Annotated in this window: 22 protein-coding genes; 13 read left to right on the top strand and 9 right to left on the bottom strand. The window is 74.4% G+C overall.

What is annotated here, in order from left to right:
* Positions 1 to 11: 11 nt before the first annotated feature.
* The 4 genes from LPC08_RS14055 to LPC08_RS14040 are packed head-to-tail and all read right to left on the bottom strand — an operon-like array spanning position 12 to position 4399.
* Positions 12 to 800: a 3-ketoacyl-ACP reductase gene (locus tag LPC08_RS14055; RefSeq protein ID WP_230448871.1), complete on the bottom strand. Its 789-nt coding sequence runs from the start codon at positions 798 to 800 to the stop codon at positions 12 to 14.
* Positions 797 to 1633, bottom strand: a complete 837-nt coding sequence (locus tag LPC08_RS14050) for a sugar phosphate isomerase/epimerase family protein (RefSeq protein ID WP_230448870.1) — start codon at positions 1631 to 1633, stop codon at positions 797 to 799. Before LPC08_RS14050 ends, LPC08_RS14055 begins: the two co-directional genes overlap by 4 nt.
* 43 nt (positions 1634 to 1676) lie before the next feature.
* Positions 1677 to 3398 (bottom strand): FAD-dependent oxidoreductase, encoded by a 1722-nt coding sequence (locus LPC08_RS14045; protein ID WP_230448869.1) that lies wholly within the window; start codon positions 3396 to 3398, stop codon positions 1677 to 1679.
* A gap of 26 nt (positions 3399 to 3424) precedes the next feature.
* Positions 3425 to 4399, bottom strand: a complete 975-nt coding sequence (locus LPC08_RS14040; RefSeq protein ID WP_230448868.1) for a tripartite tricarboxylate transporter substrate-binding protein — start codon at positions 4397 to 4399, stop codon at positions 3425 to 3427.
* A gap of 253 nt (positions 4400 to 4652) precedes the next feature.
* On the opposite strand from LPC08_RS14040, the gene LPC08_RS14035 reads away from it, so the two are divergent.
* The 7 genes from LPC08_RS14035 to LPC08_RS14005 all read left to right on the top strand — a co-directional run bounded on the left by LPC08_RS14035 (position 4653) and on the right by LPC08_RS14005 (position 12621).
* A complete protein-coding gene (locus LPC08_RS14035) occupies positions 4653 to 5162 on the top strand; it encodes a MarR family winged helix-turn-helix transcriptional regulator (RefSeq protein WP_230448867.1) in 510 nt (169 codons plus the stop codon).
* A 100-nt stretch (positions 5163 to 5262) separates the two neighbouring features.
* Positions 5263 to 6075: a crotonase/enoyl-CoA hydratase family protein gene (locus LPC08_RS14030; RefSeq protein ID WP_230448866.1), complete on the top strand. Its 813-nt coding sequence runs from the start codon at positions 5263 to 5265 to the stop codon at positions 6073 to 6075.
* A gap of 92 nt (positions 6076 to 6167) precedes the next feature.
* Positions 6168 to 8012 carry a feruloyl-CoA synthase gene (locus LPC08_RS14025; RefSeq protein ID WP_230448865.1) on the top strand — a complete coding sequence of 615 codons (1845 nt, stop codon included), beginning with the start codon at positions 6168 to 6170 and terminating at the stop codon, positions 8010 to 8012.
* Entirely contained in the window at positions 8009 to 9628 is a 1620-nt protein-coding gene (locus LPC08_RS14020; RefSeq protein ID WP_230448864.1) for an acyl-CoA dehydrogenase family protein, read from the top strand. Before LPC08_RS14025 ends, LPC08_RS14020 begins: the two co-directional genes overlap by 4 nt.
* A gap of 21 nt (positions 9629 to 9649) precedes the next feature.
* Complete coding sequence (locus LPC08_RS14015) at positions 9650 to 10408, top strand: SDR family NAD(P)-dependent oxidoreductase (RefSeq protein ID WP_230448863.1); 759 nt, start codon at positions 9650 to 9652, stop codon at positions 10406 to 10408.
* Between the two features lie 277 nt (positions 10409 to 10685).
* Positions 10686 to 11717: a CobW family GTP-binding protein gene (locus LPC08_RS14010; RefSeq protein WP_230448862.1), complete on the top strand. Its 1032-nt coding sequence runs from the start codon at positions 10686 to 10688 to the stop codon at positions 11715 to 11717.
* A 19-nt stretch (positions 11718 to 11736) separates the two neighbouring features.
* Positions 11737 to 12621, top strand: a complete 885-nt coding sequence (locus LPC08_RS14005; protein ID WP_230448861.1) for an amidohydrolase family protein — start codon at positions 11737 to 11739, stop codon at positions 12619 to 12621.
* Between the two features lie 47 nt (positions 12622 to 12668).
* Here LPC08_RS14005 and LPC08_RS14000 read toward each other — a convergent pair whose 3' ends face one another.
* Positions 12669 to 13283 (bottom strand): hypothetical protein, encoded by a 615-nt coding sequence (locus LPC08_RS14000; RefSeq protein WP_230448860.1) that lies wholly within the window; start codon positions 13281 to 13283, stop codon positions 12669 to 12671.
* Positions 13284 to 13363: 80 nt separating this feature from the next.
* Positions 13364 to 14074, bottom strand: coding sequence for a class I SAM-dependent methyltransferase (locus tag LPC08_RS13995; RefSeq protein ID WP_230448859.1), 711 nt, complete (start codon positions 14072 to 14074; stop codon positions 13364 to 13366).
* 382 nt (positions 14075 to 14456) lie between these two features.
* Between LPC08_RS13995 and LPC08_RS13990 the strand changes: the two genes are divergently transcribed.
* The gene (locus LPC08_RS13990) at positions 14457 to 15545 is read left to right on the top strand and encodes a glycosyltransferase family 4 protein (RefSeq protein ID WP_230448858.1); all 1089 of its coding nucleotides are present in this window, start codon (positions 14457 to 14459) and stop codon (positions 15543 to 15545) included.
* 8 nt (positions 15546 to 15553) lie between these two features.
* On the opposite strand, the gene asd is transcribed toward LPC08_RS13990, so the two are convergent.
* Positions 15554 to 16426 (bottom strand): archaetidylserine decarboxylase, encoded by an 873-nt coding sequence (gene asd, locus LPC08_RS13985; protein WP_230448857.1) that lies wholly within the window; start codon positions 16424 to 16426, stop codon positions 15554 to 15556.
* A gap of 41 nt (positions 16427 to 16467) precedes the next feature.
* Here asd and LPC08_RS13980 point away from each other — a divergent pair, with 41 nt between their 5' ends.
* On the top strand, positions 16468 to 18177 hold the full coding sequence (locus LPC08_RS13980) for an aminotransferase class III-fold pyridoxal phosphate-dependent enzyme (protein WP_230448856.1): 1710 nt from the start codon (positions 16468 to 16470) through the stop codon (positions 18175 to 18177).
* A gap of 18 nt (positions 18178 to 18195) precedes the next feature.
* On the opposite strand, the gene LPC08_RS13975 is transcribed toward LPC08_RS13980, so the two are convergent.
* A complete protein-coding gene (locus LPC08_RS13975; protein ID WP_230448855.1) occupies positions 18196 to 18429 on the bottom strand; it encodes a hypothetical protein in 234 nt (77 codons plus the stop codon).
* A gap of 151 nt (positions 18430 to 18580) precedes the next feature.
* Here LPC08_RS13975 and LPC08_RS13970 point away from each other — a divergent pair, with 151 nt between their 5' ends.
* The gene (locus tag LPC08_RS13970) at positions 18581 to 19591 is read left to right on the top strand and encodes an NAD(P)-dependent oxidoreductase (protein ID WP_230448854.1); all 1011 of its coding nucleotides are present in this window, start codon (positions 18581 to 18583) and stop codon (positions 19589 to 19591) included.
* A gap of 89 nt (positions 19592 to 19680) precedes the next feature.
* Here LPC08_RS13970 and LPC08_RS13965 read toward each other — a convergent pair whose 3' ends face one another.
* Positions 19681 to 20259: a nucleotide exchange factor GrpE gene (locus tag LPC08_RS13965; RefSeq protein WP_230448853.1), complete on the bottom strand. Its 579-nt coding sequence runs from the start codon at positions 20257 to 20259 to the stop codon at positions 19681 to 19683.
* Between the two features lie 203 nt (positions 20260 to 20462).
* On the opposite strand from LPC08_RS13965, the gene hemH reads away from it, so the two are divergent.
* From hemH to hemJ, 3 genes are read left to right on the top strand one after another with little or no spacing between them, the layout of a single operon-like run.
* Complete coding sequence (gene hemH / locus LPC08_RS13960; RefSeq protein ID WP_255702273.1) at positions 20463 to 21668, top strand: ferrochelatase; 1206 nt, start codon at positions 20463 to 20465, stop codon at positions 21666 to 21668.
* The gene (locus LPC08_RS13955) at positions 21665 to 22363 is read left to right on the top strand and encodes an HAD family hydrolase (RefSeq protein WP_230448852.1); all 699 of its coding nucleotides are present in this window, start codon (positions 21665 to 21667) and stop codon (positions 22361 to 22363) included. Before hemH ends, LPC08_RS13955 begins: the two co-directional genes overlap by 4 nt.
* On the top strand, positions 22360 to 22806 hold the full coding sequence (gene hemJ, locus LPC08_RS13950; RefSeq protein ID WP_230448851.1) for a protoporphyrinogen oxidase HemJ: 447 nt from the start codon (positions 22360 to 22362) through the stop codon (positions 22804 to 22806). The genes LPC08_RS13955 and hemJ overlap by 4 nt, the downstream gene beginning before the upstream one ends.
* Position 22807 lies beyond the last annotated feature (1 nt).

Genomic DNA, 22807 nt, shown 5'->3' with positions numbered 1-22807 from the left:
GCCGCCCGCCATCAGACGCGGTGCAGGTGCATGCCGCCATCGATGGCGAAGGCGGCGCCGGTGGTGAAGGGAATGTCGCCGGCGGCCAGGGCGGCCACGGCGCGGCCGACATCCTCGGGCTGGCCCCAGCGCCGGATCGGCGTCGCGCCCTCCGTGACCAGCCGGTCGTAGCGTTCGCGGGCCCTTGCCGTCATCGCCGTGTCGATCAGGCCGGGACGGATCTCGTGCACCGCGATCCCGGCCTCGCCCAGCCGCGCCGCGAAGAGCTGCGCGGCCATCGCGGCGGCCGCCTTGGACATGCAGTAGTCGCCCCGGTTCGGCGCCACCAGCCGGGCGTTGGAGGAGGTGACGAAGGTGATCGAGCGCGGCGTCCCGGGCGGCGTGTCCCGCAGCATGCGTCGCGCCGCGGCCTGGGTCAGGAAGAAGGTGCCGCGCGTGTTGACCGCGAAGAGCCGGTCGTAGCTCTGCGGCGCCAGCTCCAGCAGGTCGCCCAGGGCCAGGGTGGCGAGCCCGGCATTGTTCACCAGGCAGTCGAGCCGGCCGAAGGCATCGTAGACGGCCTCGACCAGGCCGTCGTGTCGGGCGATCTCCGCGATATCCGCGGCGACGAAGCGGGCGTCCGCGCCCCGTTCGGCCAGGCCGTGCAGCGTCACCCGCGCCTCCGCATCCTGTTCCAGGTCGGCGATGACGAGGTCGAAGCCGCGCTCGGCCAGGGCCCAGGCGATGGCCCGGCCGATCCCGCGCCGGCCGCCCGTGACCAGGGCGGCGGGACGGCCGCCGTGCCCCACGGCGCCGCTCACCCGCCCATCGCCCGGCGCCACAGCCCGGCCATGGAATCGAAGGCACGCTGCGCCACGGCCACAGGGTCGAGCAGGCGGTAGTGGTCGCTCAGCACCTCCACCGAATAGTCACCCGCATAGCCGATCGCCTCCAGAGCCCGGACGTACTCCTCCAGCGGCAGCATGCCCTCGCCGGGGAAGAGCCGGTAGGAGCGGCTGACCTCGGGGATGTCGAGGCGGGTGTGCGGCAGGTCCGCCAGCTCGGCCAGGAAGACCTTCGCCGGGTCGATGTCGCGGATCGCGTCGAAGGGCAGGCCAAGCGCGCCGATATGCGACGCATCCAGCATCAGCCCCACGCCGGGATGGTCCAGCCGCCGGACGATCTCCCAGCCCTCGCGGTAGTCGGCGAGGTGCGTCGCCCAGGAGAGGGATTCGAAGGCGATGCGCATGCCGCGCGCCACGGCGAGGTCGCCCAGCCGGCCGAGATCCTCAAGGATCATGCCCGTGTCGCCGGAGCTGGCAGGGTCCGTGTTGGCGGCGAGGGCGACGGTGTCGGCCCCGGTCAGCACGCCGAGGTCGAGGATCTGCGCAGCGATCCCGAGGCGCTGCTCGATCTGCCCGCGGGGCGCGCCCTCCAGGTCGCGCAGCAGCTGGAAGATCGAGACGCGCAGCCCGGAATCGCGGAGCAGGCCCAGCGTGTACTCCACCCCGCGCAGGCTCTCGAACAGGTCGCGGCCGAGGAACTCCGTCGCCCCGAAGCCCGCGCGCCGGATCGCCTCCAGCCGGCCCGGCAGCTCGCCGCCGAGGAACAGGGTCGTGGCGCCGAAGCGCCGCGCGGGAACGTCACCTGTCATGCCCGTCCCCCCTGGCCATGTTGCCGCGGCATGTCGTGCCCCCTCATGCTGTGGTGACCGCCGCGGCCGCCATGGCGGCATGGCGCGCGGCGCGATAGCCGAAGACCAGGGCCGGCCCGATGGTGGTGCCCGGCCCCGGGTAGGTGCCGCGCATGAGCGAGGCCATGTCGTTGCCCGCGGCATAGAGCCCCGGCACCGGCTTCCCGTCCGGGCGCAGCACCCGGGCCTCCGCATCCGTCGGCAGCCCGGCCGCCGTGGCGAGATCGGCCGGCCAGACCGCGACAGCGTGGAAGGGAGGGTGGTCGATCGGGCCCAGGCAGGGGTTCGGCCGCTGCCGCGGATCGCCGTTCTGCCGGTTCAGCCGGGTCGAGCCCTTGCCGAAATCCTCGTCCACGCCGCGCGCGGCAAGGTCGCCGTGCCGGGCGATGCTGGCCGCAAGCCCTTCCGGATCGACGCCGATCCGCCGTGCCAGCGCCTGCGGCGTCGCGGCCGAGTGCAGGTAGCCGGCGCGCCGGAAGCGCCGGCGGGACAGGCTGCGCGGATGGATCAGCCCCAGCCCGTAGCGGCGCAGGGCGCGGTCGTCGCAGACCAGCCACGCCGGACGGTCCGGCCCGTCGCCGAGGGGACCGAGCATGGCGGTGACCACGTCGTGGTAGGACAGGCCCTCGTTCACGAAGCGCGCGCCGCGGCCGTTCACCAGGATCACCCCGGGCTTGGCGCGGTCGAGGATGATGTGCGGGAAGGCCACCTCGCCACCGCCCGTGCGAAGCACGGAGGTCGGCATCCAGAAGGCGCCGCTGCCCTGTCCCGCGGCATCGGGCCGTGCCCCCGCCGCCGCCGCGAGATCGAAGCCGTCCCCGGTGTTGTCCGGGCAGGCCACGCTGCGCGGCACCTGGGCCGCGGGGCGGAGCAGGCGCCGGCGCCAGTCCGGGCTGCCGGAGAAGCCGCCGGTCGCCAGCACCACCCCGCGCGCCGCCTGGACGGCCTGGCGCCGCCCATCCGGGCCGAGCAGCACCGCCCCCGTCACGGCGCCATCCGCCAGCAGCAGCCGCTCCGCCTGCGTCTCCAGCCGGATCGTCACGCCGTGATGGCGCAGGCTGGCCAGCAGGCGGCCGACCAGGGCCTGGCCCATCACCAGCCGCGTGCCGCGCGGGTGCGCCAGCCGGTCGCGCGCATGCCGCGCCAGGATGGACAGGGCGCGCCGCAGGGCCGCGCGCGAGGCGAGGGGATGCAGCAGCGCGTCGATATCCGGCTTGCCGACCATCATGCCGCCCAGGATGGTGAAGCCGGGCCGGGGCGGGCGGATCAGCGCGAGGTCGGGACCCAGGCGCCGTCCGTCGAACTCGGCCGCCACCAGCGCCCGCCCGGCGGCCGCCGCGCCCGGGCCGTCCCGGTAGTCCGGCGCCAGGGGCGGCAGGAGGAAGCGCAGCTCCGAATGGGCCTCCAGGAAGCGGATCGCCTCCGCCCCGCCGGCGAGGAAGGCGGCGCGCAGGCCATGCGGATCTTCCGTGCCCATCAGCCCGTCCAGGTAGGTGCGCGCGGCGGGAAGGTCGTCCTCCACCCCGGCGCGGCGTGCGTGATCGGTGCCGGGCACCCAGGCGGTGCCGGCGGAGTAGGCCGTGGTGCCGCCGAGCCAGCGCGCCTTCTCCACCAGCAGGACGCGCAGGCCCAGCGCCGCGCCGGCCAGCGCCGCCGCCATCCCCGCGCAGCCGGCGCCGAGGACCAGCAGGTCCACCGCCTCCGCCGCCGGCTCTGCCTCCGCCATGCCCGGACCGGCTCGGCCTGCCTGGCCTACTCCTCCACCCGGAAGCCGGACTCCGCGACGATCGGGCCCCAGCCGTCGCGTTCGCGCCGGATGCGGGCGGCGAACTCCTCCGGCGTGCTGGTCGGGATGCGGTATTCCAGCTTCTCCATCGCCGCGCGCAGCTCCGGCTTCGCCGCCGCGGCCTGCACCGCCTGGTGCGCCGCGGCCACGATCGGCGCCGGCGTGCGCGCCGGCAGGAAGAGGCCGAACCACTCCTCGCTGGTCAGGGTCGGGAAGCCCTGCTCGGCATAGGTCGGCACGTCGGGCGCACGGGCGGAGCGCTCCGCGGTGGAGACGCCGATGATCTTCAGCTTGCCGGCGCGGTACAGCTCCGTCGCCTCGCCGAGCACGCAGCTGATGGCGGGGATCTGCCCGCCGAGGAGATCCTGCAGGCCCGGCGTCGTGCCGCGATAGGGCACGTGCGCCATCGGCACGCCGAGCGCCTTGCCGATGCTCAGACCCATGAAATGCGCCCAGGTGCCGGCGCCGGCGGAGCCGAAGGGAACCTCGCCGCCGCGCTTCCTGGCCCAGTCGGCGAACTCCTTCAGGTCGCGCGACGGGTTGTCGGCGCCGACCGCCAGCACCTGGGCATAGGTCACCAGGGGGCTGACCGGGATGAAGTCGTCCAGCGTGTAGTTCAGCTGGCGGTAGATGTGCGGGTAGAGGGTGAGCTGCCCGGCGGGGGACTGGATCAGCGTCGCGCCATCCGGGGCGGCGGCCTTGCCGGCTTCCAGCGCCAGCCGCCCACCCGCGCCCGAGCGCGCTTCCACGATCACCTGCGGCGCGTAGACGTCGCGCATGTGCTCGGCATAGAGCCGGGCGACCGTGTCGCTGGAGCCGCCGGGCGGAAAGCCGTTGAGGATGCGGGCGACGCGGTTGATCGTCTGCGCGCCTGCGCCGCCGGCCGTGACGGCCGCCGCCGCCAGGCCGAATGTGGCGCGTCGAGTGATCCTGGCATGCATCGCCGTCCTGTCCTCCCTTCGGGCACGCCGGTGCTACGGCGCATGGTCGTGCCGGTTTCGGCCCGCCGGTCGGGGTGCCGCGGGTTCGCGGCGGCCTCCGGCATCGTTCGCTCGTACGTATCGCGGTGCCTGAGCGGCTCCGCGCCTTCCTGGACGTGGAAGATGTTATATCTCATAAGATAGCACGTCAACGATCCCGTGTGTCGCGGGGGGACGGCTTCCTCGGCGCAACCGCCTCCGGTAACACAGGCGGATGGCAGCCCGACCGAAAGCCCTTCCCCGCGCGGCCCGTGCCGCGGCGCCCGCCCCGGATGCCGGCGGGCCGACCGAAGCGGCGGAGGTCGATCTCTCGCCGCTGGACACGCATCTCGGCTTCCTGATGCGCATCGCGCAGCAGCGGATCTTCGACGAGTTCCACCAGCGCTTCAGCCCGCACGGGCTGACGCCCGCGCGCTATGCCGTGCTGGCCCTGCTCTCGGCCAATCCCGGCGCGCGCCAGGTGGCGCTGGCCAATGCGCTGCAGATCAAGCAGTCCAACTTCGCGGTCCTCATCGCCGCGATGGAGGCCGACGGGCTGGTGCAGCGCCACGCGGACGCGCGGAACCGCCGGGCCAACATGCTGCGCCTCAGCCCTGCCGGCGCCGCCGCCTTCGCGACCCTGTCGCGCGCGGTGCTGGCGATGGAGGCGGAGTTCGCGCAGCGCCTGACCGTGCGGCAGCACGAAGCGATCCTGGCGGGGCTGCGCCGATTCCTGGCGTCGTGACGCTTTGTCCTTGCGGCCGGCCGGGCACCCGTTTATTGTTATAAAGCATAAGATATGACAGGGCCGCGGCGGCGGCCCGGGCGGCGGGGGAGGCGAGAGGATGTCGGCGCAGGCCACGGACACGCAGGCAGGCGAGCCCGCCGAAGCCGTCACCTACGCGCTGCGGGGTGACGTGGCCTGGATCGGGCTGAACCGTCCGGCCAAGCGCAACGCCATCCACGACGCGTTGCTCGCGGCGCTGGAGCAGGCGGTGCGCCGCGCACAGGCGGAGGCGCGGGTCGCGGTGGTGTTCGGGGAGGGGCCGGCCTTCTGCGCCGGGCTCGACCTGTCCGAGCATCGCGCCCGCACGCCGGAGGAGGTGTTCCACCATTCCCGCGGCTGGCACGCCGTCTTCTCCGTGATCCGGCGCGGGCGCATCCCGGTGATCGCCGCGCTGCACGGCGCCACCGTCGGCGGCGGGCTGGAGCTGGCCACGGCATGCCACCTGCGCGTCGCCGATGCCACCACCTTCTTCGCCCTGCCCGAGGGGCAGCGCGGCATCTATGTCGGCGGCGGCGCCTCGGTGAACGTGGCGCGGCTGCTCGGCGCCTCGCGGATGGCGGACATGATGCTGACCGGCCGGGTTCTGGACGCCGCCGCGGCGGAGCGCGCGGGGCTGGTGAACTACCTCGTGCCGGAGGGCCAGGCGAAGGAGAAGGCGGCGGAGCTGGCGGCGAAGGTCGCCACCATGGCGCCGCTGACGGTGATGGGCGTGCTGCACGCCCTGCCGCGCATCCAGGACATGAGCGAGGAGGATGGCCTCTTCGTCGAGAGCATGATGGCGGCGCTGGCCCAGACCGGCCCCGAGGCCGCCGCGCGCTTGGAGGCCTTCGTCGCCAAGCGGGCGGCGCGGCTGGCGGAGCCCGGGGCCTAGCGGGTGGCGTGAGGAACGGCCCGCGTCGTCGGGCCTTGGGCATCGGCGGCACCCCGGAGGGAACCGGGGGCCGCGGGAGGAGGAGAAGAGGAATGTCGGAGACCGTGGAGCCGGCCTGGATTCCTGCTGCCGGCGAACCCGTGCGGACCTTCTCGGAGCCGCAGGTGGTGGTGGAGCCGCGTCCCGGCGGCGACTGGGTCGTGCGCTCGCCGCGCCCGCTCCCGCCCCACGAGCCGCTGATCACGCGCCACCTCTTCCGCTGGGCGGAGCAGGCGCCCGACCGCCCCTTCCTGCGCCGGCGCGACCCGGCGGGCGGCTGGCGCGGCGTCTCCTATGCCGAGGCCGCGGCGACGGTGCGGCGGATCGCGGGCGCCCTGCTCCGGCTGGGGCTGGGGCTGGGGCCGGACCGGCCGGTCGCGGTGCTGTCCGGGAACGCGATCGAGCATGCCCTGCTCGGCCTCGCGGCGCAGTCCGTGGGCATCCCCTATGCCGCGGTCTCGCCACCCTACAGCCTGGCCGATCCGGAGATGGGCAAGCTGCGCCACGTGCTGGCGAAGCTGACGCCCGGCCTGATCCATGTGGACAGCGCGGCGCCCTTCGCCCGGGCCCTGGCGCTGGAGGAGGCGCGCGACGCGCTCGTCTACGCCACCGACCCGGCCGGGGTGGAGCGGGCCCGGCCCTTCGCGGCGCTGCTCGACGGGCCGGAGGATGACGGCGCCGTCGGGCGCGCCATGGCGGCGGTGGACCCGGACGCGCCGGCCAAGCTGCTCTTCACCTCCGGCTCCACCGGCATGCCCAAGGGGGTGATCGCCACGCACCGGATGATGGCGGCGAACCAGGAGCAGATCGCCGAGGCCTGGACCTTCCTGCGCCAGGAGCCGCCGGTGCTGCTGGACTGGCTGCCGTGGAACCACGTCTTCGGCAACAGCAAGAACCTGAACATGGTGATCCGCCACGGCGGCACGCTGTGGATCGACGACGGCCGCCCGATCCCGGGCGAGTTCGAGCGGACACTGGAGAACCTGCGCGAGGTCTCTCCCACCATCAGCTTCAACGTGCCCAAGGGCTACGAGCTGCTGATCCCCCGGCTGGAGGCGGACGCGGCGCTCGCGCGCTCCTTCTTCGCGCGGCTGCGGCTGATGTTCTATGCCGGCGCCGCCCTGCCGCCGCCGCTCTGGCGCCGGCTGGAGGCGCTGGCGGCGACGCACGGGGCGCAGGGCGGGGTGCACATGGTCTCCTCCTGGGGACTGACCGAGACGGCGCCGGCCATCCTCATGGCGCATGCCGCCGGTGCCGCGGTGGGCTGCATCGGCACGCCGCTGCCGGGGGTGGAGCTGCGCCTGGTCCCGGAGGGCGACAAGCTGGAGGCACGGGTGCGCGGCCCCAACATCACCCCGGGCTACTGGCGCGAGCCGGAGGCGACGGCGGCGGCCTTCGACGAGGACGGGTGGTTCCGCACGGGCGACGCGCTGCGCTGGGTCGATCCCGCGCATCCGGAGCAGGGCTTCCTGTTCGACGGAAGGCTGACGGAGGACTTCAAGCTCTCCACCGGCACGCGGGTGAATGCGGGGGCGGTGAAGATCCGGGCGCTGGCCGCCCTGGCCGGGGCGGTGCGCGACCTGCTGGTGGTGGGCGAGAACCGCGAGGAGATCGGCCTCCTCCTCGTGCCGCACGAGCACCACCGTGCGGAACTGCGCGACCCCGACACCGCCGCCGCGCTGGGGCGCGAGGTGGGCCGGGCGCTGCACGCGATGAACGAGGGGGAGCCCTCCTCGCGCCGCATCGGCCGGGCGCTGTTCCTGGTGGAGCCGCCCTCCCTGGCGAAGGGCGAGATCACCGACAAGGGCTCGCTGAACGCGCGCGCCATCCTGCGCCACCGGCCGGAGGTGCTGGCCGCGCTCTACGGCGACGCCGACCCGGCGGTGATCCGGCCGTGAGCCAGGCCGCGACCCTGGCGCTGCTGCTCGACCGCGTCGTGGACGGGGTAGAGGCGCGGCCGGATGCGGAGACGACCGCCGCCGTGCTGGAGGAGGCGGAGCGCTTCGCCCGCGACCGGCTGGCGCCGCTGGCCGCCGTCGCCGACCGCGAGGGCTGCCGGCTGGAGGGCGGCCGCGTCCGCACCGCCACGGGCCACGCGGCCACCTGGCGCGACTTCGCCGGGGGCGGCTGGGCCGGGCTGGCCTCGCCCGAGACGGCCGGCGGCGCCGGGCTGCCTCTGGCGGTGGCGAGCGCGGCGCAGGAGGTCTTCGACGCCGCCAATCCGGCCTTCGGCATGCTGGCGATCAACGCCCGCTGCGCCAGCCGCCTGCTGGTGCAGCAGGGCGGGGCGCTCGCGGGGGCGTGGCTGCCGCGCCTCGCCGACGGGTCCTGGACCGCGAGCATCTGCATCTCCGAGCCGCAGGCGGGCTCCGATGTCGGCCGCATCCGCCTGCGCGCGGAGGAGGGGGCGGACGGCACCTGGCGCCTGACCGGCGAGAAGTGCTGGATCTCCTTCGGCGACCACGACCTGTCGGAGCGGATCGGCCATTTCGTCCTGGCCCGCCCGCGCGGCGCGCCCGCCGGGACGCGCGGCCTGTCGCTGTTCCTCGTCCCCGACACGCTGGACGACGGCGCGCGCAACGGGGTGGCGGCGCTGCGGCTGGAGGAGAAGCTGGGCCTGCACGGCTCGCCCACCTGCACCCTGGGGTTCGAGGACGCGGTGGGAATCCCCGTCGGACCGGCCGGGCGTGGCCTGCCGACGCTGTTCGCGATGATCGTGGGCATGCGCCTGGGCGTGGCGGTGCAGGGCGCGGCGGTGGCCCAGGCCGCCGCGTCGCTGGCGCTCTCCTATGCCCGCGACCGCGCCCAGGGCGGCCCGCCCGACGCGCCGCCGGTCCCGATCATGCGACATGCCGAGGTGCGCCGCCTGCTGCTGGCCGCGCAGGCCCGCGCCGAGGCGGTGCGGCTGATCGCGCTCCAGGCCGCCGCCTGGGTCGATGCGGGCGATGCCGGCGACCCCTCCGCCGCCGCGCGCGCCGCGCTGCTGCTGCCCGTCGCCAAGGCGCTGGGGGCCGAGGCGGGCTTCGCCAATGCCGATGCGGCCATCCAGGTCCTCGGCGGCGCCGGCTATGTCCGCGAATGGCCGGCCGAACGGATGCTGCGCGACGCCCGGGTCTTCTCGCTCTACGAGGGCACCACGGCGATCCAGGGGCTGGATCTGCTGCTGCGCCGGGTGCTGGGCGATGGCGGCGCCGTGCTGGGCGAGGTGCTGGATCGCCTCGCCCCCGCCGCGCCGCTGGCCGCCCGGCTGCGCGGCACCGTCGCCGCCCTGGCCGACGCGCCGGCCCGTACGCGGGAGGCCGCCGCCGTGCCCTTCCTGCGCCTGCTGGGCCTCGCCGCCGCCGACGGGCTGCTGCGCCGGGCCGCGGAGACGGCCGGGCCGCTGGCGGGACGCTACGCCGCCCTCGCCGCCTTCCACGCCGCCGAGGCGGAGGAGCGCGCCGCGCTGCTCGCCGCCCGCTGCCTGCGCGGCGACCTGGATGCGGCCTTCGACGCCGCTTTCGCCCCTGACTGAAACGAAACGGGAGAGACGCGCATGGACCTCCAGGGCATCGCCGTGCTGGTCACCGGGGGCGGCTCCGGCCTGGGCGCCGCCACCGCCGAGGCCCTGGCCGCCGCCGGGGCGCGGGTGGCCGTGCTGGACCGCAACGCCGAGGCGGCCGAGGCCGTGGCCGCACGCCTCGGCGGCGTCGCCATCGCGGGCGACGTGACGGATGAGGACGCGATGCAGGCCGCCGTGGACGCCGCCGCCGGGCTGGGCCCGCTGCGCCTCGCCGTGGCCTGCGCCGGGGTCGGCCCCGCCCGCCGCGTGGTCGGGCGCGACGGGCCGCATCCGCTGGACCCGTTCAACCGGGTCGTCGCGGTGAACCTGGGCGGCACCTTCAACCTGCTGCGCCTCGCCGCCGCGCGCATGGCGGAGACGCCGCCCGATGAGCAGGGCGAGCGTGGCCTGGTGGTCTGCACCGCCTCCGTCGCCGCCTATGACGGGCAGATCGGCCAGACGGCCTATGCCGCCAGCAAGGGCGGGATCGTCGCCATGACGCTGCCGGCCGCGCGCGAGCTGGCGCGCTTCGGCATCCGCGTGAACACCATCGCCCCCGGCCTGTTCGACACGCCGCTGATGGCCGGGCTGCCGGCCGAGGTGCGCGAATCCCTGGGCCAGCAGCCGCTCTTCCCCAAGCGCCTCGGCCGGCCGGAGGAGTTCGCGGAGCTGGTGGTCGCCATCGCGCGCAACCGCGTGCTGAACGGCGAGACCATCCGGCTGGATGGCGCGCTGCGCATGGCGCCGCAGTGAGGCGTTGCGCCGGTGCCCGGGGAGAAGGCTCTGCCTTCTCCCCGATACCTCTCATCCGCCAGGAGCAGAGCCCCTGGACCCGCATTCACGGGGCGTGGTCGCGCCGGGGAGCATGGCTCCCCGGCGACGGCGGCCGCCTCGCTCGCGGCCCTGAAAACCTGCTGTCGCCACCCCTGGCCGATGGCGGACTCCCGCCGGGGTCCGGGGGCCGGCTCGCCCCCGGCGGAGGGGGGTATCGGGGGGAGGCAGCGCCTCACCCCGGGGGGCGGCACGACGCATGACCCGCTTCACCCCCGAGGCGCAGGATGCCGCGCGGCTGCCCGTGGCGTTGTTGGGCGGCTTCCTGGGCAGCGGCAAGACGACGCTGGTGAACGCGCTGCTGCGGCGCCCGGAGATGGCGGGCACGGCGGTGGCGATCAACGAGTTCGGCGCGGTGCCGATCGACCAGCACCTGATCGGCGAGGAGGGCGACCGCAGCGTGGTGCTGGCCAATGGCTGCCTGTGCTGCAACCTCTCCGGCGACTGGGAGGCGGGGGTGATGCGCCTTTTTACCCGGCGCGAGGCGGGGGCGTTGCCGCGCTTCGAGCGGCTGATCGTGGAGCCCTCGGGGCTGGCCGATCCGGCGCCGATCCTCCAGGCGATGCTGCGCAACCCGCTGCTGTCGCGCGTGCTGCGGCTGGAGGCGGTGGTGGCGACGGTGGACGCGGTCTTCGGCCAGGGGCAGCTCGCGGAGCATCCGGAGGCGCGGGCGCAGGTGGCGCTGGCGGACCGGCTGCTGCTGACCAAGACGGACCTCGCCGCGCCGGAGGCGGCGGCGCTGCGGGCGGTGCTGGCGCGGCTGAACCCGCTGGCCCCGGTGGCCGAGGTGCGGCAGGGCGAGGCCGATCCGGCGGCGATCTTCCCGGCGCGCTTCCTGGGGCGGGACGGGCCGGCGCCGGTCGCGGAATGGCTGGCGGCGCTGCCGGCCTCGCGCCTGCGGGCGGAGGCGGTGCATGGCGCGGAGACGGCGGCGCTGTCGCTGGTGTCGGAACGGGCGCCGGACTGGGGCGCCTTCGACGCCTGGCTGCGCCGCGTGCGGATCGAGGCCGGCGAGCGGCTGCTGCGGGTGAAGGGGCTGGTCGGCGTGCCCGGGCAGCCGGGGCCGGTGGTGGTGCAGGGCGTGCAGCACGTGCTGCACCCGCCGGTGGCGCTGGAGCGATGGCCGGGCGGCGACACGCGCACCCGCCTGGTGCTGATCACCCGCGACCTGCCGCACGCGCCGCTGCGCGCGGGGTGGGATGCGCTGTTCGCCGCGCGCGACGCGGCCTGAAGGAAAGGGAGAGCGCCCGATGCGCGCCATCGACGTCCACGTGCATCCGATGAACGCCGACTACGTGGCGGCCAGCGCGCCCTTCGTGCCGGCGGCGCAGCGCATGTTCGGCGACCGATTCGACGCGCGGCCCGACGAGGTGATCGCCGAGGATTTCCGGCGCGACGACACGCTGGCCATCCCCATCGCCTGGGACGCGATGGCGGGGGCGGGGGGCGCGGTCTACGGCAACGACCAGCTCGCCGCGCTCTGCGCCGCCTGGCCGGACGTGTTCCTGCCGGGCTGGGCGGTGGTCGATCCCTGGCGCGGCCGCTCGGGGCTGGAGGAGATCGAGCACGCCATCCGCGACTTGAAGCTGATGGGCGTGAAGTACCAGCCGCCGGTGCAGGGCTTCGCGCCGTCGGGCAGGCATTTCTACCCGATCTGGGACCTGTTGCAGGACCTCGGCGCGCCGGCGCTGATCCATTGCGGCACCACCGCGATCGGCTCGGGCGAGCCGGGGGGGCTGGGCTTCAAGCTGGAGCACGGGCGGCCGCTGCACATCGACGCCATCGCCGCCGACTTCCCGCGCCTCAACATCGTCGCCGCCCATCCCGGCTGGCCCTGGACGGAGGAGCTGATCGCGGTGGCGCTGCACAAGGGCAACGTCTCCATCGACGTCTCCGGCTGGGGACCGAAATACATCCCCGCGCCGCTCAAGCACGACATGCAGCGGCGGTTGCAGGACAAGGTGATGTTCGGCTCCGACTATCCCGGCTGGTCGCCGGGGCAGACGCTGGACGAGTGGGAGATGCAGGGCTTCAAGCCGCCCATCGTCGAGAAGCTGTTCCGCGCCAATGCGCGCCGCATCCTGAACCTCGACGCGGCCATCGCGAAGGCCGAGGCGGCGCGGCAGGCGGGTTGATCCGGCGGTTCCGGCACGGTGGCGAAGCGCCGCCGTGCCGGCCCGCGTCAATCGTGGCGCCCTTCCTCGACCAGGGCGTGGTCGATCAGCTTGCCCCGGAGCAGGCAGGCCGGAGCGCGGTGATACAGCTTGATGTCGTGGAAGGGGTCCGTGAGGATCTTCGTCGCCCAGACGAGGCCGGTCTGGATATCGCGGACGAAGAAGAGCTGCACCGTGCGGAACAGCAGCCCGCCCGCCGCCAGCGCCAGCCAGAGATAGCCGACGTGCCGGACCAGCTCGCCCCAGCTCTCATGCGGCTCGATGAGGCCGAACAGGGTGGGGCTGGCGACGAAGACGAGCGGGGAGAGCGCCCAGATCGTCAGCAGCACGATCTTCCGCTGGATGTTGTAGCCGACCTTGATCTCCTCCTTGTACTCGTCCGTCGCCTGGTTCACGACGTCGTAGCCGCGCGGCTCGAAGAACAGGTGCCCGATCTGGCGGCTGGTCATCGACACCAGCCAGCCGACGAGGGCGGCCATCGCCGGATCCTTGAACAGCAGCGCATAGGCACAGAGGAAGCTGATCGCGCTGACGAGGTGCAGTGCCTGGTTGACGTGGCTGTGGTGGTAGTAGCGATGGTCGTCCCAGCGTTGCAGGCGGAGGTGTTCGAGGAAGCCGTTCATCACCGGTCGTTCTCCAGCAGGCGTCGGGGCGGCGAGGGGGAAGGGCCCCGGCCGCCGGGTCCGGAAGGGAGGTGGGGAGGTCAGCCGCGTGCCACGGCGGGATACCTGGCTTGCGCCGCCCCGGACCGCGGCGCGGGCATGGCCGCCGCGGCCGCCGGCTTCGCGACACGCAGCAGCGAGAAGTGGCCGAGCGGCGGCAGCGGCCGGCGCTCGGCCAGCCGCAGCGCGGGGTTGGCCGCCAGCCAGCGGCCGTAGCGTTCCCAGGGGAAGTCGGTGCGCCAGCCGAGCTGGGTGGTCAGCGGCATCAGCCGCTTCTCGATCACGCTGCGGAGACCCGTCTCCGCGCCGATCCGCGTGGTGATGACGATCTCGCCGCCCGGCCGCAGCACGCGGACGAACTCGTCCAGCGCCCGCTCCGGATTCGGCACGGCGGTGACGACGTACTGCGCGACGACGACGTCGAAGGAATCGTCCGGGAAGTCCAGCCGCTCCGCATCCATGACCGCGAGGCGCCCGACATGGGCCAGCCCGAGCCGTTCGCGGCGCTGGCGCGCCTTCTCCAGCATCGAGGCGGAGATGTCGATGCCGACGATGTCGAGGCGCCGGTCGTACCCCGCCAATGACAGGCCGGTGCCGACGCCGACCTCCAGCACCCGCCCGCCGATCGCGTTCGCGGCGGCGATGGCGGCCCCGCGTCCGGCACGGAAGACGGGGCCGAACACGAGATCGTAGACCACGGCCCAGCGGTCATAGGCGTCGGCGACCTGCCGTGTCTTCAGCTCTGTCGTCATGCAGCCTGTCTCTGACCTGCCTTGTGCGAAGCGACGTCGGGCCGGGGGAACGGAGCGGCCGCGGCACGCGCCGCCGGCGGACGCCCAGGCCCGGCTTCCCCAGGACGGCATCCGAACCGTCACCATGCTGCCACCATAGCCGGGGCGATGCCCGAATCCAGCGAGCGGATCGCCGAAAACCCTGATGTCATCGGAACTTCACGTGCGTGGACCGAAGCGTGCGGGCATCACCGCGCCACGACTTCGAGGGCGTTTCCCACCGTGACCGGCCCACTCCGTTGAAGGTCGCCGCAGCCCTGCCGCGACCTCCGGCGACACCGCCGGCGAAGCCCGTCCGGCATCATGGCTGGGCATGGCGTGGCGGCGGAGGCGCGTCGCCGTGATGGCGCCCGATGGCGGGATCGCGGCCCTGACGCGCGATGGCGGCGCAAGCTCGGCCGGGCTGTCGGCAGGGGCGCGCATCGTGATCGTCACCGACGCCTGGACGCCGCAGGTTAACGGCGTGGTGCGCACCCTCTCCACCGTGGCGGGCCACCTGCGCCGCCGCGGCGACGCCGTGGAGGTCATCGGTCCCGACCGGTTCCGCACGCTGCCATTGCCGGGCTACCCGGGGATACGCCTGGCCGTGGCGCCGCGACGCCGCCTGGCGCGGATGCTCGACGGCATCGCGCCGCAGGCCGTCCATATCGCCACCGAGGGGCCGCTGGGATGGGCGGCGCGGCGGCTGTGCCTGGAGCGTGGCTGGCCCTTCACCACCTCCTTCCACACGAAGTTCCCGGACTACCTGTGGGCGCGCGCCCGGGTGCCGCTGGCCTGGTCCTGGGCGATGCTGCGCCGTTTCCACGCGCCTGCGGTGGCGACGCTGGTGGCGACGCCGTCCTTGCAGCGCGAACTGGAGGCACAGGGCTTCCATGGGCTGCGCCGCTGGACGCGCGGCGTGGATCTGGAGCGCTTCCGCCCGGAGCCGCGCGATCCCTGGGAGGGGCTGCCGCGCCCGGTCTTCCTCTCCGTCGGCCGCGTCGCGGTGGAGAAGAACCTGGAAGCCTTCCTCTCGCTCGACCTGCCCGGCAGCAAGGTGGTCGTCGGCGACGGGCCGCAGCGTGCCGCGCTGGCGGCGCGCTTCCCGGGGGCCGTCTTCGTCGGCCAGCGGCAGGGCGGCAGCCTCGCGGCCTCCTATGCCGGCGCGGACGTCTTCGTCTTCCCTTCGCGCACCGACACCTTCGGCCTGGTGCTGCTGGAGGCGCTGGCCAGCGGCACGCCGGTCGCCGCCTATCCCGTCACCGGCCCGCTGGACGTGCTGGGCGGGGCAGGGGAACGGGTCGGCCTGCTGCACGAGGACCTGCGCGCCGCTTGCCTCGGCGCGCTGGAGGCCGATCGCGGCGCCTGCCGCCGCCATGCGCTGCGCTGGTCCTGGGAGGCGAGCACGGCGCAACTGCGCGACGCGCTGGTGGGCACGGGCCTGGGGGGCTGATGGCCCGGTCAGGCGGCGGGCGGAAGGTGCAGCAGCGGCTCGCCCATGCGGATGCGCGCGCCCTCGCGCACCGCGTCGCACAGCCGTAAGCCGCCCGGCGCGAAGAGGATGATGGTCGATCCGTGCTCGAACCACCCCAGTTCCTGACCCTTCCGCACGTCCTGGCCGCAGGGGATGCTGCGCCCCGCCGAGCGGCGCAGGTCGAAGCCCGTGCCCAGCGCGTGCAGCCGGATGCTGGCAACCAGGATGGCGGCCACCGGGACGAGCAGGAGCGGGTGGCCGCCCCGCTTCAGCGTCATGTCGATCAGCGCGCGCTCGTTCTTGCAGAACAGCTTCTCGATGCGCTTCAGCGCGATCGGGTTGACGTTCCAGGTGTCGCCGGATTTGTAGGTCACCGTCTCGATCCGCCCGTCATGCGGCGCGTGGAAGCGATGGTACATGGCGGCGGTCAGCCGCAGCGTCACATAGGTGCCGTCGCGGAAGCGGCGCGACCGCTCGCCCGCACCGAGCAGGTCGTCGAGCGTGTAGGGGAAGCCCTTCACCTGAAGCACGCGACCATCGTCGACGCGGCCGCAGGCGCCGACGATCGCGTCGCAGGGGCTGGCCAGCACGGCCGGGTCGGGATCGACGGGGCGGGCACCGTCCTTCAGCTCGCGGATGAAGCAGTCGTGCAGGCTGCGGAACCGCGCCGACTTCGCCTCGGACAGATCGAGGTCGGAGAAGAGCCGCCAGGTGGCGAGGGACGCCTCGCGGATGAGGGGATTCTCGATCCTGCTGAACCAGCCGATGAAGCGCGTCGCGAGGCGGCGGGGGATGCGGTTGGTGAGCAGGAAGTTCAGGTCTTCCTGCCGCGCGATCGCCGCCAGCGTCGAGCGGAGCATCAGCGGTATCCTGTCCTGATCGGCGTGGAGATCGAACGGCCATGAATCCGCTGCTCCTCGCGACCGGCGCCATCGCACTTTCCGCCGGGCTCGTCAAAGCCCGCGCGCGCCTGCGGCTGTCGCGCGCGAAGCACCCGTCGCTGACCGGACATGCGCGCATGGCGTCGCGCGTCGCCTCGCTCCTCCCTTTCTACGACTACGACGAGGCAGCGTTCTTTCGTTCGGACGACCCGCCGGAGGAGGTCGCCGCGCGCCGCCGCGACGGCTTCCATCGTCTCGCGGCGCTCTACCGCGAACGCTTCGCCCGGACGATCGCGCTGACGGACGAGATCCGGGACGGCATGGCCGACCTGCGCTTCACCAGCATCTACCGGGTGCCGTTCCAGTACAGCCGTGTCGTCCGCCGGCACCTCCCCTCCGGCGCCTGCCTCGCCGCCGCCTCCGGCGTCACGGTGACGGATCTGGACGGCAACGTCTTCCACGACCTCGCCGGCTCCTACGGCGTCAACCTGCTCGGCTACGATGCCTACAAGGACTGCATCGCCCGCGGCGCCGGGCGCGTCGCGGAGCTGGGCCCGGTGCTCGGCGCCTATCACCCGGTGGTGGCGGACAACCTGCGCCGCCTGCGCGCCCTGACCGGCTTCGACGAGTTCTCCTTCCACATGTCGGGGACGGAGGCGGTGATGCAGGCGGTGCGCCTGGCCCGTTACCACACCGGGCGGCGGCGCATCGTGCGCTTCTGCGGCGCCTATCACGGCTGGTGGGACGAGGTGCAGCCCGGCGTGGGCAATCCGATGCCGGCGCGCGCCACCTTCACCCTGTCGGAGATGTCGGAGCGCACGCTGGCCGTGCTGCGCACGCGGCGGGACATCGCCTGCGTCCTCGTCAACCCGCTCCAGGCGCTGCATCCCAATGCCGGCGCGCCGTCCGACGGCGCGCTGGTCGATGGCGGCCGCGCCGCGGGGGTGGACCGGGCGGCCTATGCCGCCTGGCTGCGGCAGCTCCGCGAGGTGTGCCGCGCGCGCGGCATCGTCCTGATCTTCGACGAGGTCTTCGTCGGCTTCCGCCTCGCCGCGGGCGGCGCGCGCGAGTATTTCGGCGTCGAGCCCGACCTCGTGACCTATGGCAAGACCCTGGGCGGGGGCCTGCCGGTCGGCGTGCTGTGCGGGCCGCGCCGGCTGATGCAGCGCTACCGCGACGACCGGCCGGCGCAGATCTGCTTCGCCCGCGGCACCTTCAACGCCCACCCCTACGTGATGGGCGCGATGAACGAGTTCCTGCGCCAGTTGGAGGAGGCGACGGCAGGGGGCCTCTACGACGGGCTGGACGAGCGCTGGAACGGGCGGGCGGCGCGGCTGAACCGGAGGCTGGCGGAGGAGGGGTTGCCCGTGCGGGTCGCCAACCTCTCGACGATCTGGACGATCTGCTACGCTGTGCCCTCCCGCTACAACTGGATGTTCCAGTACTACCTGCGCGCCGAGGGGCTGTTCCTGAGCTGGGTCGGGACGGGGCGGCTGATCTTCAGCCTGAACTACACGGAGGCGGATTTCGCCGCCGTCGCCGAGCGCTTCGTCGCGGCCGCCCGGGCGATGCAGCGGGACGGCTGGTGGTGGTCCGATCCGGCCGGCAGCAACAAAGGCATCCGGCGCCGCATCCTGCGCGAGATGCTGGCGGCGCGGCTGCGGCGCCGGACGCGCCCGGAGCGCGCCGGGCGCCCTGCCCCGGCAGGGGAGGCCGGCTCCCCGGCCTGAAGGGCCGCAGGGGCCGTTTCAGCCCGGCGCGATCCGCCGGATCGCGTTGCGGCTCGTGATGACGCGCGTCCCGTCCTCGAATTCGAGCAGGCACGAGTTCAGCGTGCCACGCGCGAGCATCCGGCAAGGCTGCCCATGCCGCTCCGGCAGGCGGGCGCGCCAGCACCAGCGGTAGAGCCGGCCCGGATCGGAGGGTGGCCGGGGCGCCGCCGCGGGCCGGGGCGGGCGGCCGAAATGCAGCAGCGGGATCACGGCGCCGGAGAGCGACCGGGCGACTGACGCGGCGCCTGGGCCGGCACGGTCATGCGGGGCTCCTTCCGGGGTTGTCCCGGTCCCGCTTCCAGCAGGGCCGGCGTCCCGACTCAAGCCTGCCCCGGCCGCGCATGGTAAGGAGGTGGCCGCCATGCGCATCCTGCTGACCCACACCCCCCGGGACCGGGACAACTACTACGGCGAGGAGGCGCTGGCGGCGCTGCGCCGGCAGGGCGAGCTCCGCCTCAACACGGACAGCCACCCGCCGGATGCCGCCCGGCTGGCGACGCTGGCGGCTGGCTGCCAGGTCATCGTCGCCGACCGGCAGGCGGCGGGCGACCCGGCGGTCTTCGCCGCCCTGCCGGATCTGGTGGCCTTCCTGCGCGTGGCGGTGGATATCCGCAACATCGACCTCGAGGCCGCAGGCCGGCATGGCGTGCTGGTCTGCCGCGCCACGCCGGGCTTCGCGGATTCGGTCGCGGAGCTGGCGGTCGGCTTCCTGGTGGACCTGGCCCGGGGCATCAGCCACTCCGTCTGCGGCTACCGCGGGGGCCAGCCCCCGGCGGCCCGGATGGGGCAGCAGCTCTCGGGCGCGACGCTCGGGATCATCGGCTATGGCGTGATCGGCCAGCGGCTGGCGGCGTTGGCCCAGGCGCTGGGCATGCGGGTGCTGGTGTCCGATCCGCACCGGCAGGCGGGGCCGGGGATGGAGCAGCTCGCCCTGCCGGATCTGCTCGCGCGCTCGCGCTTCCTGTGCTGCCTGGCCCCGGCGACGCCCGAGACGGAGGGCCTGCTGGACGCGGCGGCCTTCGCCGCCATGCCGCGGGGGAGCTGCCTGCTCAACCTCTCGCGCGGGAATCTGGTGGACGAGGCGGCGCTGGAGGCGGCGCTGGACCGTGGCCACCTGGCCGGGGCGGCGATGGATGTCGGCCGGGCGCCGGACCAGATGCCCTCGCCCCGGCTGGCCGGGCGGCCGGACGTCATCGCCACCCCGCATATCGGGGGGCTGACGCCGGAGGCGGTGCGGCACCAGGCCTTCGACACGGTGCGGCAGGTGGAGGCGCTGGCGGCCGGGCGCCTGCCCGAGGGGGCGGTGAATGCCGACCGTGCCCACCGCCTGGAGCGGTTCGGCATCGCGCGACCCGACGCCGCGCCGGGCTGAGCCGTCGCGGCCTGTGGCGGGCTCCTCCCGGGGCTGCCCGGGGGGGCGCCCAGAGGGTCCCCGAGGATTCTCCCCGGGGCCTGCAGGGATCAGCCGGCCGGCTGGCCCGCGACGACCACCATGGCGGGCTTCAGCAGCCGGCCGTTCAGGGTCCAGGCGGGGGTCCAGGCCTGGATCACCGTGCCCGGCGCCACGCCCGGCGGGGCGGGCTGCTCCGCCATCGCCTGGTGCAGCGCGGGGTCGAAGGGCTGGCCGGCGGCATCGACCCGCTTCACGCCGTTGCGCTCCAGGATTCCGAGGAAGGCGCGCTCCACCCCCTCGAAGCCGCCGCGCAGCTTGGCCAGCAGCTCCGGCTCGCCCTCGGCGGCGGGGGGCAGGCTTTCCAGCCCGCGGCGCAGGTTGTCGGCGGCCTCGGCCACGTCGGTCGCGAACTTCTGCACGGCGTAGTTGCGCGCGTCCTCCAGCTCCTTGCGGTGCCGGTTGCGGGCGTTCTGCGCCTCGGCCTCCGCGCGCAGCCACTTCTCGTTCAGCGCGGCGACCTCCGCCTCAAGCGCGGCGATCCGCTCCGGGCCGGCCACGGCCTCGGGGGAGGGGGCGGGGGTATCGTCGTTCGCGCCGGTCGCGGGCTCGGCCCCCGGCGGGGTGTGGGTACGGGCGTCGTCGCTCATCGGAAGGATTCTGTATCCCGTGCGAGGGGTGGCCCCGGCGGGCGGGGCGGTTGGCCACCACCTAGGGTCCGGCGGGGTCGGGGGCAACCCGTCGCGGGTCGGCCATGCGGCGCCGCCGGCCGCCTGGCGCGGGGCGCCCTCGCGCGGGTTTGGCGTCGGATCGCCTTGACCGGAGCGCGGCGCGTGTCATCTCCCGCCCATCCATGACTGCCACAGCCCCGACCGCCGTCTCTCCCCCCGCCCGGACCGCCCCGGCCGGGCCCGGTCCCGCCGGTTCCGCCGCCAGGCCCCGCGTCGCGATCGTCCTGATGAACCTGGGCGGGCCGGATTCGCCCGCGGCGATCCGGCCCTTCCTGGTGAACCTCTTCACCGACCCCGCCATCCTGCGTGTCCCCGGCGTGCTGCGGCCCCTGCTGGGGCGGCTGATCGCCTGGCGGCGGCTGAAGCCGGCCAGCGAGAACTACGCGATCCTGGGCGGCCGCTCGCCCCTGCTGGAGCTGACGCAGGAGCAGGGCCAGGCGCTGGAGGCCGCCCTGGCCGGCGAGGCGGAGGCGCGCTGCTTCGTCGCCATGCGCTACTGGCACCCCTTCGCGGCGCAGACGGCGCGCGAGGTCGCGGAATGGAAGCCGGACGAGGTGGTGCTGCTGCCGCTCTACCCGCAGTTCAGCACCACGACCACGGGCAGCAGCCTGGACGACTGGCACGCGGCGGCGAAGGCGGCCGGGCTGGACGTGCCGGCGGCGGCGCTGTGCTGCTGGCACTCGGACGAGGGCTACGCCGCCGCCACCGCCGCGATCGTGCGGCGGAGCTGGGAGGAGGCGCGGGCCGCCACGCCGGAGGGGACGGGGCTGCGGGTGCTGTTCTCGGCGCACGGGCTGCCGGAGAGCATCGTTGCCCACGGCGACCCCTACCAGTGGCAGGTGGAGCGCAGCGTCGCGGCCGTGGTGGAGAAGCTGGGGATCGAGGGGCTGGACGCCCGCACCTGCTACCAGTCCCGCGCCACGCCGCAGAAGTGGATCTCCCCCTCGATCGAGGAGGAGCTGGAGGCCGCGGCGCGCGACGGGGTGGCCGTGCTGGTCTGCCCCATCGCCTTCGTGTCGGAGCATTCGGAGACGCTGGTGGAACTGGACGTGGAGTACCGCGAGGTGGCGCACAGGCTGGGCATCCCCGGCTATTTCCGCGTTCCCGCGCAGAATTCCGACCCCGGCTTCATCGCCTCTCTCGCCGGGCTGGTGCGCCATGCCCGCGCGGCGGCGGGGCGTGGCGCCGCCACCCTGCGACGGGCGGACGGGGCGGGGGAGAGGCTGTGCTCCTGGGCCGGCGGGCGGCAATGCCCGAAGCGCCATGGCGACTGCCCGCATGGGCGCGCCACGGTCGCGCGGCGCGCCCCGGCGGAGGCCCCGGCATGAGCGCGCCGCACCATCCCCGCCCGGCGCCCTCCCGTCCGGCGGCGGTGCTGTTCGACTGCGACGGCGTGCTGGCGGACAGCGAGGGCATCGTGGACCGGCTGATCTCGGCCGAGATGACGGAACGCGGCTGGGCGCTGACCCCGGCGCAGTCCGGCAGGACCTTCCTGGGCCTGTCCCTGCCCGACATGGTGCCCCTGATCGAAGCCCGCACCGGCCCCCTGCCGCCTGGCTGGCTCGACGACTTCACCCGCCGCGTCACGCAGACCATGGCCCGCGAGGTGCCCCCCATGCCGGGGGCCGAGGCGCTGTTGCGCCGGCTGCGGCAGGCGGGCCTGCCGCTGGCGCTCGCCTCCAACTCCTCGCGCGAGGAGCTGCGGGTGAAGCTGGAGAAGCTGGGCTTCGCCTGGGCCTTCGAGGGGCGCGTCTTCTCCTTCCAGGACGTGGAGCGGCCCAAGCCCTGGCCCGACATCTACCGCGCCGCGGCCGCCGCCTGCGGCGCCCGGCCGGAGGATTGCGCGGTGATCGAGGACAGCGTCGTCGGCGTGCGCGCCGGCGCCGCGGCGGGCTGCCGCGTGCTGGCCTTCGCCGGGCACGGCGCCCCGGAGGCGCTGCTGGCCGCGGGCGCCCGCGAGACGGTCGGGCGGCTGGAGGAGCTGCCGGCCCGGCTGGGGCTGCTGGCGGAGGCGGGCCGATGAGCGCGCTGGCCGCCTGGTACCCCTGGATCAAGGCGCTGCACCTGATCGCGGTGATCGCCTGGATGGCCGGCATGTTCTACCTGCCGCGCCTCTACGTATACCACAGCGACGTGCCGCCCGGCTCGCCGCAGAGCGAGACCTTCAAGGTGATGGAGCGCCGCCTGCTGCGGGCCATCATCAATCCCGCGATGGGGGCGGCCTGGCTCCTCGGCCTGCTGCTGGTCTCCATCCCCGGCGTGGTGGACTGGTCCGCCGGCTGGTGGCACCTGAAGATGACCGGCTTCGTGCTGATGAGCGCGCTGCACGGCCACCTCGCCGTGGCGCGCAAGGGCTTCGCGGCCGACCGCCGCGACCACACGGCGCGCTACTGGCGCATCGTCAACGAGGTTCCGACGGTGCTGATGATCGTCATCGTGATCATGGTGATCGTGAAGCCGTTCTGAC

This window comes from Roseomonas sp. OT10 (genome assembly GCF_020991085.1).
Classification (GTDB): domain Bacteria; phylum Pseudomonadota; class Alphaproteobacteria; order Acetobacterales; family Acetobacteraceae; genus Roseomonas; species Roseomonas cutis.
Note: the sequence above shows the minus strand (reverse complement) of the source record. Positions and strands in the feature narration are given on the sequence as shown.